General features: G+C 36.3%; 14 protein-coding genes. 7 read left to right on the top strand and 7 right to left on the bottom strand.

Annotated features, from left to right (window positions below):
• Positions 1–25: 25 nt before the first annotated feature.
• Entirely contained in the window at positions 26–655 is a 630-nt protein-coding gene (locus C7Y47_RS04680; protein WP_185903396.1) for a TetR/AcrR family transcriptional regulator, read from the bottom strand.
• Between the two features lie 201 nt (positions 656–856).
• On the opposite strand from C7Y47_RS04680, the gene C7Y47_RS04675 reads away from it, so the two are divergent.
• Positions 857–1,396, top strand: a complete 540-nt coding sequence (locus C7Y47_RS04675) for a GNAT family N-acetyltransferase (protein WP_142507700.1) — start codon at positions 857–859, stop codon at positions 1,394–1,396.
• A gap of 285 nt (positions 1,397–1,681) precedes the next feature.
• Here the strand turns inward: C7Y47_RS04675 and C7Y47_RS04670 are convergent, their stop codons facing one another.
• Positions 1,682–1,849 (bottom strand): TetR/AcrR family transcriptional regulator, encoded by a 168-nt coding sequence (locus C7Y47_RS04670; protein ID WP_185903395.1) that lies wholly within the window; start codon positions 1,847–1,849, stop codon positions 1,682–1,684.
• 163 nt (positions 1,850–2,012) lie between these two features.
• On the opposite strand from C7Y47_RS04670, the gene C7Y47_RS04665 reads away from it, so the two are divergent.
• Complete coding sequence (locus C7Y47_RS04665) at positions 2,013–3,674, top strand: M28 family peptidase (RefSeq protein WP_142507698.1); 1,662 nt, start codon at positions 2,013–2,015, stop codon at positions 3,672–3,674.
• A 158-nt stretch (positions 3,675–3,832) separates the two neighbouring features.
• On the opposite strand, the gene C7Y47_RS04660 is transcribed toward C7Y47_RS04665, so the two are convergent.
• Entirely contained in the window at positions 3,833–4,876 is a 1,044-nt protein-coding gene (locus tag C7Y47_RS04660) for an NAD-dependent epimerase/dehydratase family protein (protein ID WP_185903394.1), read from the bottom strand.
• A 468-nt stretch (positions 4,877–5,344) separates the two neighbouring features.
• Here C7Y47_RS04660 and C7Y47_RS04655 point away from each other — a divergent pair, with 468 nt between their 5' ends.
• The 4 genes from C7Y47_RS04655 (at position 5,345) to C7Y47_RS04640 (ending at position 8,442) form a co-directional block, all read left to right on the top strand.
• Entirely contained in the window at positions 5,345–5,854 is a 510-nt protein-coding gene (locus tag C7Y47_RS04655) for a GNAT family N-acetyltransferase (RefSeq protein WP_142507921.1), read from the top strand.
• Between the two features lie 38 nt (positions 5,855–5,892).
• A complete protein-coding gene (locus C7Y47_RS04650; RefSeq protein ID WP_185903393.1) occupies positions 5,893–6,693 on the top strand; it encodes a MerR family transcriptional regulator in 801 nt (266 codons plus the stop codon).
• A 175-nt stretch (positions 6,694–6,868) separates the two neighbouring features.
• Positions 6,869–7,918, top strand: a complete 1,050-nt coding sequence (locus tag C7Y47_RS04645) for a serine hydrolase domain-containing protein (RefSeq protein WP_142507695.1) — start codon at positions 6,869–6,871, stop codon at positions 7,916–7,918.
• Between the two features lie 86 nt (positions 7,919–8,004).
• Entirely contained in the window at positions 8,005–8,442 is a 438-nt protein-coding gene (locus C7Y47_RS04640) for a GNAT family N-acetyltransferase (protein WP_142507694.1), read from the top strand.
• Between the two features lie 364 nt (positions 8,443–8,806).
• Here the strand turns inward: C7Y47_RS04640 and C7Y47_RS04635 are convergent, their stop codons facing one another.
• From C7Y47_RS04635 to C7Y47_RS04625, 4 genes are all read right to left on the bottom strand, one after another.
• The gene (locus tag C7Y47_RS04635) at positions 8,807–9,958 is read right to left on the bottom strand and encodes an MFS transporter (RefSeq protein ID WP_142507693.1); all 1,152 of its coding nucleotides are present in this window, start codon (positions 9,956–9,958) and stop codon (positions 8,807–8,809) included.
• Positions 9,955–10,638, bottom strand: coding sequence for a MerR family transcriptional regulator (locus C7Y47_RS04630; protein ID WP_366151251.1), 684 nt, complete (start codon positions 10,636–10,638; stop codon positions 9,955–9,957). Before C7Y47_RS04630 ends, C7Y47_RS04635 begins: the two co-directional genes overlap by 4 nt.
• Positions 10,616–10,735, bottom strand: coding sequence for a MerR family DNA-binding transcriptional regulator (locus tag C7Y47_RS26055; RefSeq protein WP_366151250.1), 120 nt, complete (start codon positions 10,733–10,735; stop codon positions 10,616–10,618). Before C7Y47_RS26055 ends, C7Y47_RS04630 begins: the two co-directional genes overlap by 23 nt.
• Positions 10,736–10,932: 197 nt before the next feature.
• Complete coding sequence (locus C7Y47_RS04625; RefSeq protein ID WP_142507692.1) at positions 10,933–11,943, bottom strand: alpha/beta fold hydrolase; 1,011 nt, start codon at positions 11,941–11,943, stop codon at positions 10,933–10,935.
• A 134-nt stretch (positions 11,944–12,077) separates the two neighbouring features.
• Here C7Y47_RS04625 and C7Y47_RS04620 point away from each other — a divergent pair, with 134 nt between their 5' ends.
• Positions 12,078–12,962, top strand: coding sequence for a LysR family transcriptional regulator (locus C7Y47_RS04620; RefSeq protein ID WP_142507691.1), 885 nt, complete (start codon positions 12,078–12,080; stop codon positions 12,960–12,962).
• Positions 12,963–13,106 lie beyond the last annotated feature (144 nt).

Raw genomic sequence — 13,106 nt, 5'->3', positions numbered from 1 at the left:
TGATTAGACAGTATATTTCACCCAATTATTTTTTGTCGATAAGGGATTGAATATATACTTCAGTCATTTTAATTTGTTCTTTCCATAACGAAATAATCCATTCTCTGTCTTCTAAAGAGATCAAAAAAGTCGCAAATCCATTTAAATAAGTAACTATTAAATCATTTACTAGCTCAATATCGGAAGGAGTTAATTGATCCCCATAAAAATCATTCAATAAAACCTCAAATAAGTCAAACGGTGTCTTATCTCTGTCTTGACTGAAGATAAGATCATCAAACTCTTTATCGTATGAGGATTTCACTACAAATTGTAATTGAACATTAATTAGATTTAAGTATTCTTTATTGTTTTCATCAATAAAAAAAAGAAAATAATTTAGCATAATATCAGAAAAAGAAGCTGTTTCTTTAGATTCATGATAAATTTGTTCCAAAGCTTCATTCATGAGTATATCAGAAAAAATAAAAGCCTCTTGTTGAATCGTTTCCATCGAACCAAAGTGATGAAATACACTTGCTTTACTAACATTTGCTCTTTTTGCAATGCTGCTAGCACTTAGTGCCTCTATACCATTTTCTGCAATTAAAGAAATAGTAGCATTTAGTAATGCCTCTTTTGTTTTATTTCCCTTTTTTTCTCTACCATCTATCATCAAAGTACCTCCTAACAGAATGGTTGTTTTTTTAATCATTATATCATAAATTAAATTGCTTGACCGATTGGTTAGTGTTAAGTACAATTTGTTTGATCGCGGTGAGTTTGTTTGAGGATCTTGAATGATAAATGTGCTGTTATTGGTGGAGTATCGACAGGCTATGATTTAGTAGATACTACATAAAGAAAGGGGATTAGGATGTTATACAGTGAAAATATTTATTTAAGAGCATTTATTCTATCTGATGCAGAGGAATTATTACAATTGCAAATTGAAAATAAAGATTTCTTTGGGCAATATTCAATGAATCGTCCTACTAATTTTTATTCTTTAGAACATCAAAAGAATTTAATAAAAAAGTGGGAAGAAAACGCAAAACAAGAGATTGAGTTCAAATTTGGGATTTTCCAAAAAGAGAATGATGAATTAATAGGAACCATTCAATTATTTCACATCAATCGTGGATCACTCCAAAATGCGATTATTGGCTATTTCTTAGATAAAAAACAAAATGGGAAAGGTTACGCTACTGAAGCTACTAAGCTCATTGTAGACTATGCTTTTAAGACACTTAATTTACATAGAATTGAGGCTGGTGTTATGCCACATAACATCGGTTCAATGCGAGTTTTAGAAAAAGCTGGTTTTCATAAAGAAGGTGTAGCAAAGAAAAGTGTGAAAATAAACAATTGTTGGGAAGATCACCAAGTATTAGCCATCGTAAATCCAAATGATTAATTTCATTACCTTTTAAGATAAATGATTATAAATAAGTATTAAAGTAAAAGAGTGAACTGCATCAATTGTAGGACACAATTTGGCAACTTGAAGGAGATGATGTCTATTGTGCAGGCATCATCTTTTTTAAATTCCATTGGCCACGATAATGGTTGTAATAGGCCTTATACTCCTTGAAATTCTTACCAGATTGATATCGAAGCCAGTATCTCCAAAGATTTCACATAAAATTTTCCTTTTCTGCATATACATTGGCTATTACTTTACATCCAACTGTTTAAGTAATTAATGATGCTTCTTGAAGTGATAATATACACTTCCTTTCCTACCATTTGTTCTCTTTGCAATGCTGCTAGCACTTAGCGTCTCAATGCCATTTTTGGCAATTAAAGAAATAGTAGTATTCAGTAATGCTTCTTTTGTTTTATTTCCTTCTTTTCTACCATTTATCAAAGTACCTCCTAACAGACTGATTGTTTTTTAATCAAATTACTTGACCGATTGGTTAGTTTTGAGTAAAATTTTATTGACCGTTCGGTTAGTTTTTGGTGAGCTGATTTTTTAGAAATGTTTGTTATGAAACTACATTTCAAATAAAAGATAAGGAGAGAAATAGATGAAAAAAAGAAAGTTAGTTATTTTTGCGATGGTACTTGCATTGTTAACGTCTTTTATAAGTTTTAGTCAATTTTTAAGTCCTTCTCAAGTTGAAGTAGGGGAAACAGAAAAGGATTTTTCATCGGATCAAGCCCTTAATTATTTAAAAGAAGTAGCAAAGGAACCACATCCTATAGGCTCTTCTGCGAATAAAAAAGTAAGAGATTATATTGTAAAACACTTTCAAAATATAAATATTCCAGTTGAAATTCAGACAAAGCCAGTGAAGGATATAAGTGGTGGGGAGTATGCTATAAAATTAGGTGCAGAGAACGTTGAAAATATTATTGCAAAAATCCAAGGGACATCAGGCGATGATAATGCGATTTTATTAACGGCTCATTATGATTCTGAAATAGAAACTCCTGGAGCATCAGATGATGGTTACGGCGTTGTCACAATTATGGAGGTAGCAAGAGCATTAAAAGAAATGCCAGCACCTAAAAATACAATATATTTTGTTCTAACAGACGGTGAAGAGCAAGGTTTACTCGGAGCGAGTGCTTTACAAGATCGAACGGATATTTTAGACAAAGTACGTGTTATGCTAAACTTCGAAGCTAGAGGTAATACAGGGGTTCCGATTATGTTTGAAACGAGTTCAAATGATTTAAAGTTGGCGCAACTGTATAAAGATACTGTTCCATACCCTGTAGCATACTCCTTTGCTTCTGAAATGTATAAAAAGATGCCGAATGATACAGATTTTACTGAATTAAAAGTAACAAAAAAATTAGGGTATAACTTTGCAAATATGGGTGGTTTAGAGGCATACCATGCAGCGCTAGATCGTGTAGAAAATAGCGATGAGGAAACGATTCGCCACTTTGGTGACTATGCTCTTCCTTTAGTGAAAAAGTTTATGATGATGGAAGAACAAGAATTTCAATCTCTAGAAAATAGTAAAGGTAATGCAATTTATTTTCCATTAATGAAAAAGACATTAGTTGTCTATTCCGAAAAGTTAGTAATCCCGTTAATGGTTATTTTACTTATTTTAACGGTCGCAATATTCTCCTTCAGCTTTAAACAGCAAGTGACACAATTTAAAGGATTTGCTTTAAGTATATTAGCGACGGTCGGTAGTCTTGTCTCTATTTTTATGTTCTATTTCCTTGTAATTCGTCTATTATCAATTGTATTCAACGTTGGAATAGATGAAGATGGGATTGTGATGTTTGGTACTTATGATCCGTTGATCCTTACATTGCTGGTAATACTAGCTATTGTGTTCTCGTTCTTTTTGGCGAAGTGGATTTCAAACAAGTGTGGTACTGTGAATTTTACTATAAGTACGCAATTTTTATGGATCGTAGTTGCTGTGATTACGAGTCTTACTTTCAAAGGTATTAGTTACGCATTTACAATCCCAGCAATCATTAGTGTACTGTTGCTTTTACCAATTATAATAAAAGTAAATTGGGCAAAAGGTGTGTATCATTATGTAGTAGTTGCAGGATGGACTGTTTCCAGTGTTCTATTACTTGCTCCGATTATGTATCTTATTTACATAGCAAAAACAATTAGTGTAGCACCAATAATAGGAGGTGTTACAGCATTCATTACATTCCCTATTGTAGGAATCGTGAATTGGTTAACGACAGATAAAGGGGAGGCATAAAAAGGAGAAAAGCGATTTCGCTTTTCTCCTTTTAAACTGCTAAAGCTCCGTTTTAGCTAGCGGATGGGTATGGGAGGACTCTATATTTATTGCTTATAGTACATAATAAGATTGAGTCTTGCTATTCTGGGCTTTTCCTATCAAAAACCCTCAACGTCTTAATTTGTACTAATTACCCCTGCTTTGCGCAATTCATTTAGCATCACATCGTCTTTGTCATCATCATGACCAATATCCTTTGGTAGATGAGCCAGTTCCCAATCAAGCGTTTTTTTCAATCCTTCTTTAAAGGAGAAAATTTCTCGGTAGCCCAGTTCTTCACGAATTCGCTTCGATTCAACGATGATATTTTGTTCTGTGCGCAATGAGATACCTAGCATATCTGGAAGGTGACCGGAAGGAACTTGGATGATGTCACCTTGCCATTTCAGTTGGTCACCAATAGCGTGAATAAAATCTAGCATCGTTCTAGTCTGAAGCTCCGCTATGTTATAGAGCTGTCCAGCTGCTTGCTCCTTCGTAATCGCTAATGCAATGCCATAAGCAACATCCTCTACATATCCATGTGACCAGAACCAATTTGCATATCCTTCGTCCAACAAAATAACTGGTCGACCATGATGTAATGGTTTCAATTTGAAAAAATGAAACAGTCTATGCTGCGGATCATTTGGTCCATAAACGGCGGGTAGGCGCACAACAGTTGCAGTTAGATAAGGATCATTCATGACCATCTCTTCTAGGGGGATTTTGTCGTAACGATTACACCAATCATCTGGATCCTTAGCTGGGTCTTTGTATGGGTAACGGTTGTTTCTAACAGCAGAAGCTTCCGTAATCGGCAATGGCTCTAATGGTCCTTTGTCAGCCTGTCGTGCTACACCATAGGCACGATAAACATCCTGGCTACTAATCATCACAAGTCGATTCGTAATGCCGCGGAATGTATGCAATACTGGCTCGATGTCTGACTCTGTGTAAGCAATCATATCTACTACAACGTCGGGAGATAAGGATTGAAATGTCGCCTTGTGTTGCTCCAAGTGCATTTTGTTTCCATATATATGCTTTACGGTGGCAGGCAAATCAACTTCTGTCTTGCCACGATGGAATAAAGTAATATCATGATAACCCATCGCATGAAGTTGGCGAATTACGTAAGGCCCGATAAAATTAGTCCCTCCAATAATGAGAATTTTCATTTTGGACACCCCTACTTTCCAATGTTTGTCACTTATTATAACACTAGATTTCATAGAGAAAGCAAGCAAGGATTACTAAATAAAAGAATGGCACTAAAAGATACAGGACATTAATCGAAGAGTTAGACATTAGTTACCGCTAAGATCCTATATTTTCTCTTTATCGGGAAGTTTACTATACAATAGTCGAAGCTTAAACATTAGCTAATGGTGTAAAGTTTTGAGGTTCACACTGTGTGAAGGTTTATAATCTTTAACAGGCAGTAAGACTTCGACTCCAAAAATTTAACAGAGAAATTAGGTGGGCTTCCCATAATGGCAATCGCTAATATAATTTAATGAAGCTGATGATGACGTCTAAAGGTTTATGAAATAACAAAGAAGCTTTATAATATCCTCTATCATAGAAATCAGTACAAAGATTTGTACTTTTTTATTAAGCATATTAGAAAAAGGAGAAATGTGATGATGAACAAAAGAGAGTTTGATAAAATATTCACACTTATGGAGGTATCATTTCCAGAAAATGAGCGAAGAACCTATGCGGGACAGAAGGAATTGCTGGCCGATCAATATTACCGTCTCATTACGGAAACGGATAACCACAACCAAATTGTTGCTTTTTTAGCTGCATGGGAATTTCCTTTGTTTCGATTCGTGGAACATATTGCTGTTGATCCAATTATGCGAGGAAGTGGAATGGGTGGAAAAATGATGACCAAGTATATGGAGGAGTCAAAAAAAACTATTTTATTGGAGGTGGAGTATCCTGACACGGAATTGGCACAACGAAGAATAGGCTTTTATGAGCGATTGGGTTTTCATCTCAATCCTTTTGAGTATGTACAGCCTCCACTTCAAAATGGGCAGGATGATTTACCGCTAAAACTCATGAGTTATCCTCAACCTTTAACGGACGATGAGTTTATACTTTATAGAGAAAGTCTATATAAAAGTGTATATAAGATTAAAGATTAATCATGTGCTAAATGGTGGAATCAAAGGAGGTGTTTCCCTTGTATAAAATTGGAGAATTTTCGAGAATTAATAAAATATCTCAAAGGATGTTAAGATATTACGATGAGAAAGGTATATTAAAGCCAGAAAAAAATGAAACGAATGGTTATCGATATTATACGAACGAGGATATAGCTAAAGCGAATAAAATAAAATTACTGCGTAAATACCATTTCTCCATTGATGAAATAAATAATGTCTTAGAAATGGATGCCACAACAATGAAAGACAAATATGAACAGAAGATTGCTGAATTGTATGAAAAAACAATTGAATATTATCAACTTATCGAAGAAATGAAAAGTTATATTGAACAGAAGAACAAAATAACAAGGGTCAATAGCTATGATGTGTTTTGTGGCGTAAGAAAACCTTTTCATGCTTACTGTTTAAGAAAAGTTGTTGATGAAAATGGCTTGGAGTTGTTAATAGATCAACTTCTTTTATTCATTAATAAATCGAATTCAATTTTGAAGGGCAAACATTTTGCAATCTTTCATTCAATGGAGGAAGAGAATTTTTCGCAGTATGATGTAGAAGTATGCCAGCCAATAATAGTAGAAGAGGAAGTAAAGGATACTAGAATAAAATTTTTTGAGGAAGCAAATTATATCTATACAATACATATAGGTAATTATGACAGTATAAGTTATGCTTATAGTGCCTTGTATGATTGGGCCCATTTAAATGGATATCGTTTAGATGGCCCTTTTATAGAAAAATATTACACAGATGAAATTATTACATTCGATAAAGATGAATATGTCACAGAGGTTAGTATTGCTATACAAAAATGCTAATTTGAAGATGAGCCTTTATTAGTTAGACACGATGGGGATTTTGCTGGAGCAAACATCATGATTATCTAGTAAAGGTTCTTCTTTATATATAACAACTTGAGGTTCACACAATGTGAGGCTTTATACTGGATCCATAACCTTTTGGTAAAAAAATTTTGAAGAGGTGAATTTATATATGAACAGTATATATAATCAAACAATAGATGCGGAGATTCACCAATTATTGAAAAACCATTCACTAGATGAACCAGGCTGTGCTTATATTGCGAGTTTTGATGATGGTGTAACTTATAAGGGAGCAGTTGGTTTAGATTCGATAGAAATGAAACGACCAATTACTACAAAAACCGTTTTTAATCTCGCATCTGTCTCTAAACAATTCACAGCATTCGCTATTTTATTATTAGAGCAAGAGGGTAAATTGAGTTTAGACGATTCAATTTTAAAGTTTATACCTTCTCTAGGTGCATATGCTGAACCAGTAACGCTAAGACATCTAATTCATCATACTGGCGGATTAGTAGATTATATGGAATTAGCTGAAAAAGAAGGGATTTCTGATAAAGAGAAATTAACTATTGAACAATCTCTAGAACATCTTATTAGTCATCAAACTGCAGATTTTCCTGTTGGAACAAAATTTGAGTATAGTAACACAGGGTATTTTTTATTAGCTTTAGTAGTTGAAAAAGCTAGTGGGAAATCTATTCGGGAATTTTCGAAGGAGCGTATTTTTGAGCCTTTAAATATGAATGACACAACAATCGTCGATAGTTATCCTACCGATGTTTCGATGGCTCGTGGTTACACGAAGAATGAGAAAGGGACATTTGAAATTTATGAAAGTCCTTGGGAACATACTGGAGATGGAGCGGTTCATTCAAATGTTGAGGATTTAGTAAAATGGGGACAAAACTTCGCTACAGGCACGGTTGGTGGAAAAGAGCTCGTTAAAAGAATGGGAGAGATAGGGCCAAAAACTTCCCCAGATGGCGAGCTAATTATTGATAATGAAGACTATGCTTTTGGATTGTCTATTGGTAAAGATTTTAATCGTCAATACTTGGAACATTCAGGACTCTGGGCGGGCTATCCTTCACACTTTATGCGCTTCCTAGATGAACATTTAACGATTGTAGTGTTAAGTAATTATGTAGATTTTGATAGTGAAAAATATGCTCTCAAAATTGCAGAAATTATTTTGGGCGAAAAGCAACAGAAATAAATTCAGTATCCCAGTCTCTATAAAAAAACAACGACGTAATGATAGCAGTGATTTTTCACTATTAACTAATTCAATAGGAGATTACAATGAATATTACCCTTACAGATGTGGATAAAAATAATTATGAGGATGTTTGTGAGCTATCTGTAGCCGAAGATCAGTATGATTATGTAGCAGAGAATATGTGGTCACTCGTTGAGTCAAAATTCAACCCCTCCTATCAAACACGCGCAATTTGTTTAGACGGGAAACCGGTCGGATTTTTCATGTGGGTGCCCGAAACAAAAAATAGAATTTCGATTTGGCGGTTTATGGTAGATCAAAACTATCAAAACAAAGGTATTGGATGTAAAGCTATGCAACTAGCTCTTGACGAAATTAAGCAAACAGATGGATTAGAAGAGATTGAAATCTGTTACAATCCAAATAATCCTGTAGCGAAAAACTTTTACGGAAGCTTCGGTTTCGTTGAAGCAGGTATTGATCCAGATGGTGAAGATGTATTAGCCATTTTAAAAATTTAATCTCTTGCCTTTATAGATGGTAAGATGACTTCGAGACAAACATCCGCTGAAAGAAGTTAAAGTTTTCGCACGTAATTATTCCAAGGCATAATTGATTGAAAAGAAATCAAAATGGAGGCTGAGACAAATGTGTTTCAGCCAATAAAAATACCGAACTATCCAATGAAACTCTCATGAAGTGTTCCGGAATAGTTCGGATTTTCTATTTATCGTATTTTGTTAATTTAGAGATTATTCCGCTTTATGAAAGAACCATTAAGTTATGTCCCAGCCTTTTTGATTTTGTTTATTTTACATTCGGTAGTTTTGATTCTGAATACAAAGAAACAGGCAAAAGGTTAACTAAAGTGAATCTTTGTAAAGTTCAATTTTCATTTTTGTAAGCGAACAACCGGACGGCTACTAAAAGCGCCAGTAGGACCATTGTAAATCCAAACCAACTAAGATTATCTATAGAAAAACTGCTGATTACCAGCCCCCCGATAGCCGAGCCAAGAGCGAAACCGAACTGGATAAACGAAGTATTGACGCTAAGAGCAATATCTGGTGAATGTTCTACTAAGGAAACTAGATACAACTGCTGTGCTGGGGAGGTCGCCCAGGTAGCAACCATCCATACCATAATCAACGGGATAATAGCATATATCAAGCCTTCTGCCCAATTTAGTAGTGGTAGTATTCCGGTTTGGAAGGAAAGCCCTGTATAGATCATGAACTTCGGTCCTTTAGTATCAGCAATTACTCCCCCAACTTTGGAGCCGAAAAAACTACAAAGACCAAATATCAACAGAATTCCGGAAAGTGCAGCACCCGAGAGTGTTGCGTTTGCTTGTAAGTAGGGGGCGATGTAAGTAAACAGAGTAGAGTATCCCCCAATATAGAACAGTGTAATGGCTAGAGCAAGAACAATCTTTTTGTTTTTCAAAATCGACAGCTGCATGCCAATCGTAAAAGTTTTATTCTCAGTAATAGACGGAACTTTGGCAAATACAACCAGCAGTGGAATCGACGTTAGTATTCCTATGAGGATGAATAATATTCTCCAGCCAATAATTTCGCTTAGAAACGTCCCAGCAGGAACACCGAGAACAAGAGAACTGCTTAAACCCATCAAAATAGTACCGATAGCTCGACCTCGATTCTGTACTTCTACTAAGCGAGTTGCCACAGCCATAGCGATAACAGAAGCTGCTCCTCCGCTAACGCCTTGAATCATTCTCGCCAATAATATCATTTCAAAAGAGGGACTGAAATAAACTAGGAAGCTACTCAAAATAAAAATACCAAGCATCATCAACAATATTTTTTTACGATCCATCTGAATGGTTGCCGCAATTACGGTAGGGGCCCCAATCGCTGCGGAAAGGGCGAACGCCGTAACGAGCGCTCCAGCGGAGGATGTTGTTATTCCAAGATCAGTTGCTACCATATGAAGGATTCCGCTTATAATGTATTCAATTGTTCCAATAAGAAAAACTGCTAAAGCAAGTAAATATACAACCCATTTATTACTCATAGACGAATCTCTCCTTCTTCAATAGGAATTTGAATTTCGATAAGATGAGTATTAGGCTCCCCTGAAAGAGGTACATAGATTTCCCTTCCCGGTCGGTCACTTCGAATTCGGTAGCCGTTGCGCTCAATCCATCTAGCGAGGTCTATACACGCTGTTTCCAAAAACGCCGAATCCGAACGGAACAATAGCGTGGCTACTTTTTCTGCTGGTAGGAAACGTAGATTAAGATGCTCAGGCAGCTTAAGTGTGTCCGATTTCACAGAATAGCCGACCTCAAGTTCCAAGGTATGCGCCGTGTTACCTGGCGTGTTCCATAGCACTGTCTGAGGACCATATAAGGAAGATCTAAAACGACTATCTAGAAGTACATCGAAAATTTCGAAAAGGGCAGGGATATCGTCAAGTATTCCTGGCGAAGCATATGTAATCATGTGCATTTCTTCAACGCACTTAATAACGACTTCCTGGTCTTTATCCATCCGACCTTCACGCTCTATAAGCTGTATTCGTTCTTTAACCTGGGCAAGCTTGGATCTTTCGATATCAAGCAGTCGCTCGATTTCACTTTCTTTAAGTCTAAGCATGCCACGAATTTGTTCGGCAGATATTTTTTCTTGAAGAAGATGACCGATTTGCTGTAGTGTAAACCCTAATTCTTTAAACATGACGATTCGATTCATCAGTTTTGGTAGGCTTTAAAATTCCAATCTGATCATAATAACGCAAAGTTTGCAGTGGAATTCTGCTTAGCCAGGAAAATTCGCTGATTTTAAACATTTTTTCACCTTCTCTTCTTTTATTTCGGTATGAGTATTTACCCTCTAGTTAGCTATAAAGTCAAGAGTTCAGCCAAAATTTTGCGGAATTATTGATGTAGATCTAGCTTTATTTAGTAAAAAGAGATCTTGAAAACGCTAACTTAATTGAAAAAATCGAATATCAGTTGTTTGTTATTAGATACGGATAGCCACTTATCACAACTGCAAAAATTGTTTCAAATGGTTGTCTATTACGAGAGAGTCCAGTTCATTTTGACCGACTCCAAAACAATGTCCCCACTTGGATTCGATTGGTTGAAAAACAGCGTTAGGCATATGTTTCACTTCATATGCATTATCTTCCGGAGGGAAAAACAGATCGGTCGAGCCTGGCATAACAAGGACATGAGCGGTAATACGGTTTAATGCCTGCTCAAAATTATTATTGTCTAGAGGATTGGCGCTAATATCTCCGCTAATTCCAGTACGGAGCATGGTAATTAAGTCGTTGGCATCGAAGGAAAGGAACACTTGATCCCAATAATCTTCTAGATATGCCTTTAATGTCGAGTATCCTTCCATCTGATAGAGCTGTTCTAAATAATAAGTCTGAGAAAACCCCCAAGGAGCATATGCACGTCCCATTGCGGCAAGTCCTCTTGTAGGCTGATGGGTATAGAAACCTTCCTTCCAGCCAGAATCTGCTTGCAATGCTGCGATAAATCCTTCAAAAACAAGCTGTGCATGTGGTCTAGTTTTTGCTGTTCCTCCGAACGGTGCAATACGTTCGACCATTTTAGGATAATTTGTTCCCCATTGAAAGGTTTGTAGCGCACCGAGTGACCAGCCAACGACTAGAGCGATTTTTTTAATACCAAATTTCTCAGTTACTAACCGATGTTGTAGCTGAACATTATCATAAATCGTAATGAGCGGGAAATTTGCTCTGTCGAAAGGGGCCGGTGTATTGCTTGGGGAGGAAGAAAGACCATTCCCTAACATATTAGGTACAATAATAAAGTACTTGTCTGGATCGAGAGCTTTACCAGGTCCAATCAACCACTCATTATCAGTGTGCTGACCTGCAAACCAAGTAGGGTAGACAATTACGTTTGACTTGGTGGAATTTAAAGTTCCATATGTTTTATAGGCTAGAAAGGCTTGAGGCAACTTTTGGCCCGATTGTAGCACGACATCCCCCAATGAATAAATTTCGTAATCTTTCATATGTGATTCTCCTTCGTTATACAAGATTTGGTGTTGAAGCTTGATTTTTACTTTACGGTACTGTTACGATCAAATCAACGAAACGTTTTTGATCGTAATGTTCAATTATTTTGAAGTTAAGAGGTGCTGTCTCAATGGAAATTCGCCAACTTAAAACATTTTGGACGCTTGCTTTCACACGCAGTTTTAGCCGCACTGCGGAAGTATTGAACTATGTTCCGTCTACTGTAACTATGCAAATTAAGGCTTTAGAGGAAGAATTGGGAGTCAAGCTGCTGGATCGCTTAGGCAAAAGTGTCGTCTTAACAGAAGCTGGCCAGCAATTATTACCCTATGCCAACAAAATTTTAAATGATATAGAGGAGGCTCGGTATGTCTCGAGTCAAAGTGGAGAATTAACGGGTACGGTTACAATCGGTGCAGACGAAGTGCTCTGTACATACCGGTTACCTGCATTACTCCGGCTTTTTCGCGAACGATATCCGCACGTTCGTCTTTTGTTTAGGCCTTTGTCTAGTCACAATTTGAAACAGAGTCTGAGGGAAGGGAATGTCGATGTGGTCTTTATGCTGGATGAACCTATCATCTCTTTGGATCTTCATACCGAGCTTTTAATGGATGAACCTTTTCTTATGGTAGTATCCCCCAACCATCCATTAGCTACATGTTCTACATTAAGCATAGAAGATTTTAACAGAGAGCATATTCTACTAAGTGAAAAGGGTTGCTCTTACCGAACTTTCTTCTATCGCACATTATTAAGAAAAGGGGCCGACAGCTTGACCGAACTAGAGTTTAATAGTGTAGAGGCCATTAAACAATGTACAATGGTTGGACTAGGTATTGCCTTACTTCCTGAAATGTCGCTTAAGGAAGAGTTGGAGCGGGGAGAACTAATCACTTTACCTTGGGATTTATCTGAAATACGATTTGCCACTCAAATGCTGTGGCATCAGGAGAAATGGATTTCACCATCAATGAAGGAATTTATCGAATTGGCAAGAACTATATTAAAATGAACGATTTAAATGTCATATCAAAATAGTTTTATTTAAGTCGAAAAGAAAAGGTCGAATTCAGAGGTTATTTACAATCTGAACAGACCTTTTTTGCTAGAAACACGCTTAATAATTAATCAGATATTGATAATTCGGGTTTTTTCC

The sequence above is a fragment of the Lysinibacillus sphaericus genome, assembly GCF_006864135.1.
In the GTDB taxonomy this organism is placed as follows: Bacteria; Bacillota; Bacilli; order Bacillales_A; family Planococcaceae; genus Lysinibacillus.
This window is presented reverse-complemented; position numbering and strand designations above follow the sequence as displayed.

Excerpts from the sequence above, each read along its gene's own strand:
- C7Y47_RS04680 (WP_185903396.1), bottom strand. The coding sequence starts at position 655 with ATGATAGATGGTAGAGAAAAAAAGGGAAATAAAACAAAAGAGGCATTA.
- C7Y47_RS04675 (WP_142507700.1), top strand. The coding sequence starts at position 857 with ATGTTATACAGTGAAAATATTTATTTAAGAGCATTTATTCTATCTGAT.
- C7Y47_RS04630 (WP_366151251.1), bottom strand. The coding sequence starts at position 10,638 with ATGAATCGAATCGTCATGTTTAAAGAATTAGGGTTTACACTACAGCAA.
- C7Y47_RS04635 (WP_142507693.1), bottom strand. The coding sequence starts at position 9,958 with ATGAGTAATAAATGGGTTGTATATTTACTTGCTTTAGCAGTTTTTCTT.
- C7Y47_RS26055 (WP_366151250.1), bottom strand. The coding sequence starts at position 10,735 with ATGTTTAAAATCAGCGAATTTTCCTGGCTAAGCAGAATTCCACTGCAA.
- C7Y47_RS04620 (WP_142507691.1), top strand. The coding sequence starts at position 12,078 with ATGGAAATTCGCCAACTTAAAACATTTTGGACGCTTGCTTTCACACGC.
- C7Y47_RS04645 (WP_142507695.1), top strand. The coding sequence starts at position 6,869 with ATGAACAGTATATATAATCAAACAATAGATGCGGAGATTCACCAATTA.
- C7Y47_RS04655 (WP_142507921.1), top strand. The coding sequence starts at position 5,345 with ATGAACAAAAGAGAGTTTGATAAAATATTCACACTTATGGAGGTATCA.
- C7Y47_RS04640 (WP_142507694.1), top strand. The coding sequence starts at position 8,005 with ATGAATATTACCCTTACAGATGTGGATAAAAATAATTATGAGGATGTT.
- C7Y47_RS04665 (WP_142507698.1), top strand. The coding sequence starts at position 2,013 with ATGAAAAAAAGAAAGTTAGTTATTTTTGCGATGGTACTTGCATTGTTA.
- C7Y47_RS04660 (WP_185903394.1), bottom strand. The coding sequence starts at position 4,876 with ATGAAAATTCTCATTATTGGAGGGACTAATTTTATCGGGCCTTACGTA.
- C7Y47_RS04625 (WP_142507692.1), bottom strand. The coding sequence starts at position 11,943 with ATGAAAGATTACGAAATTTATTCATTGGGGGATGTCGTGCTACAATCG.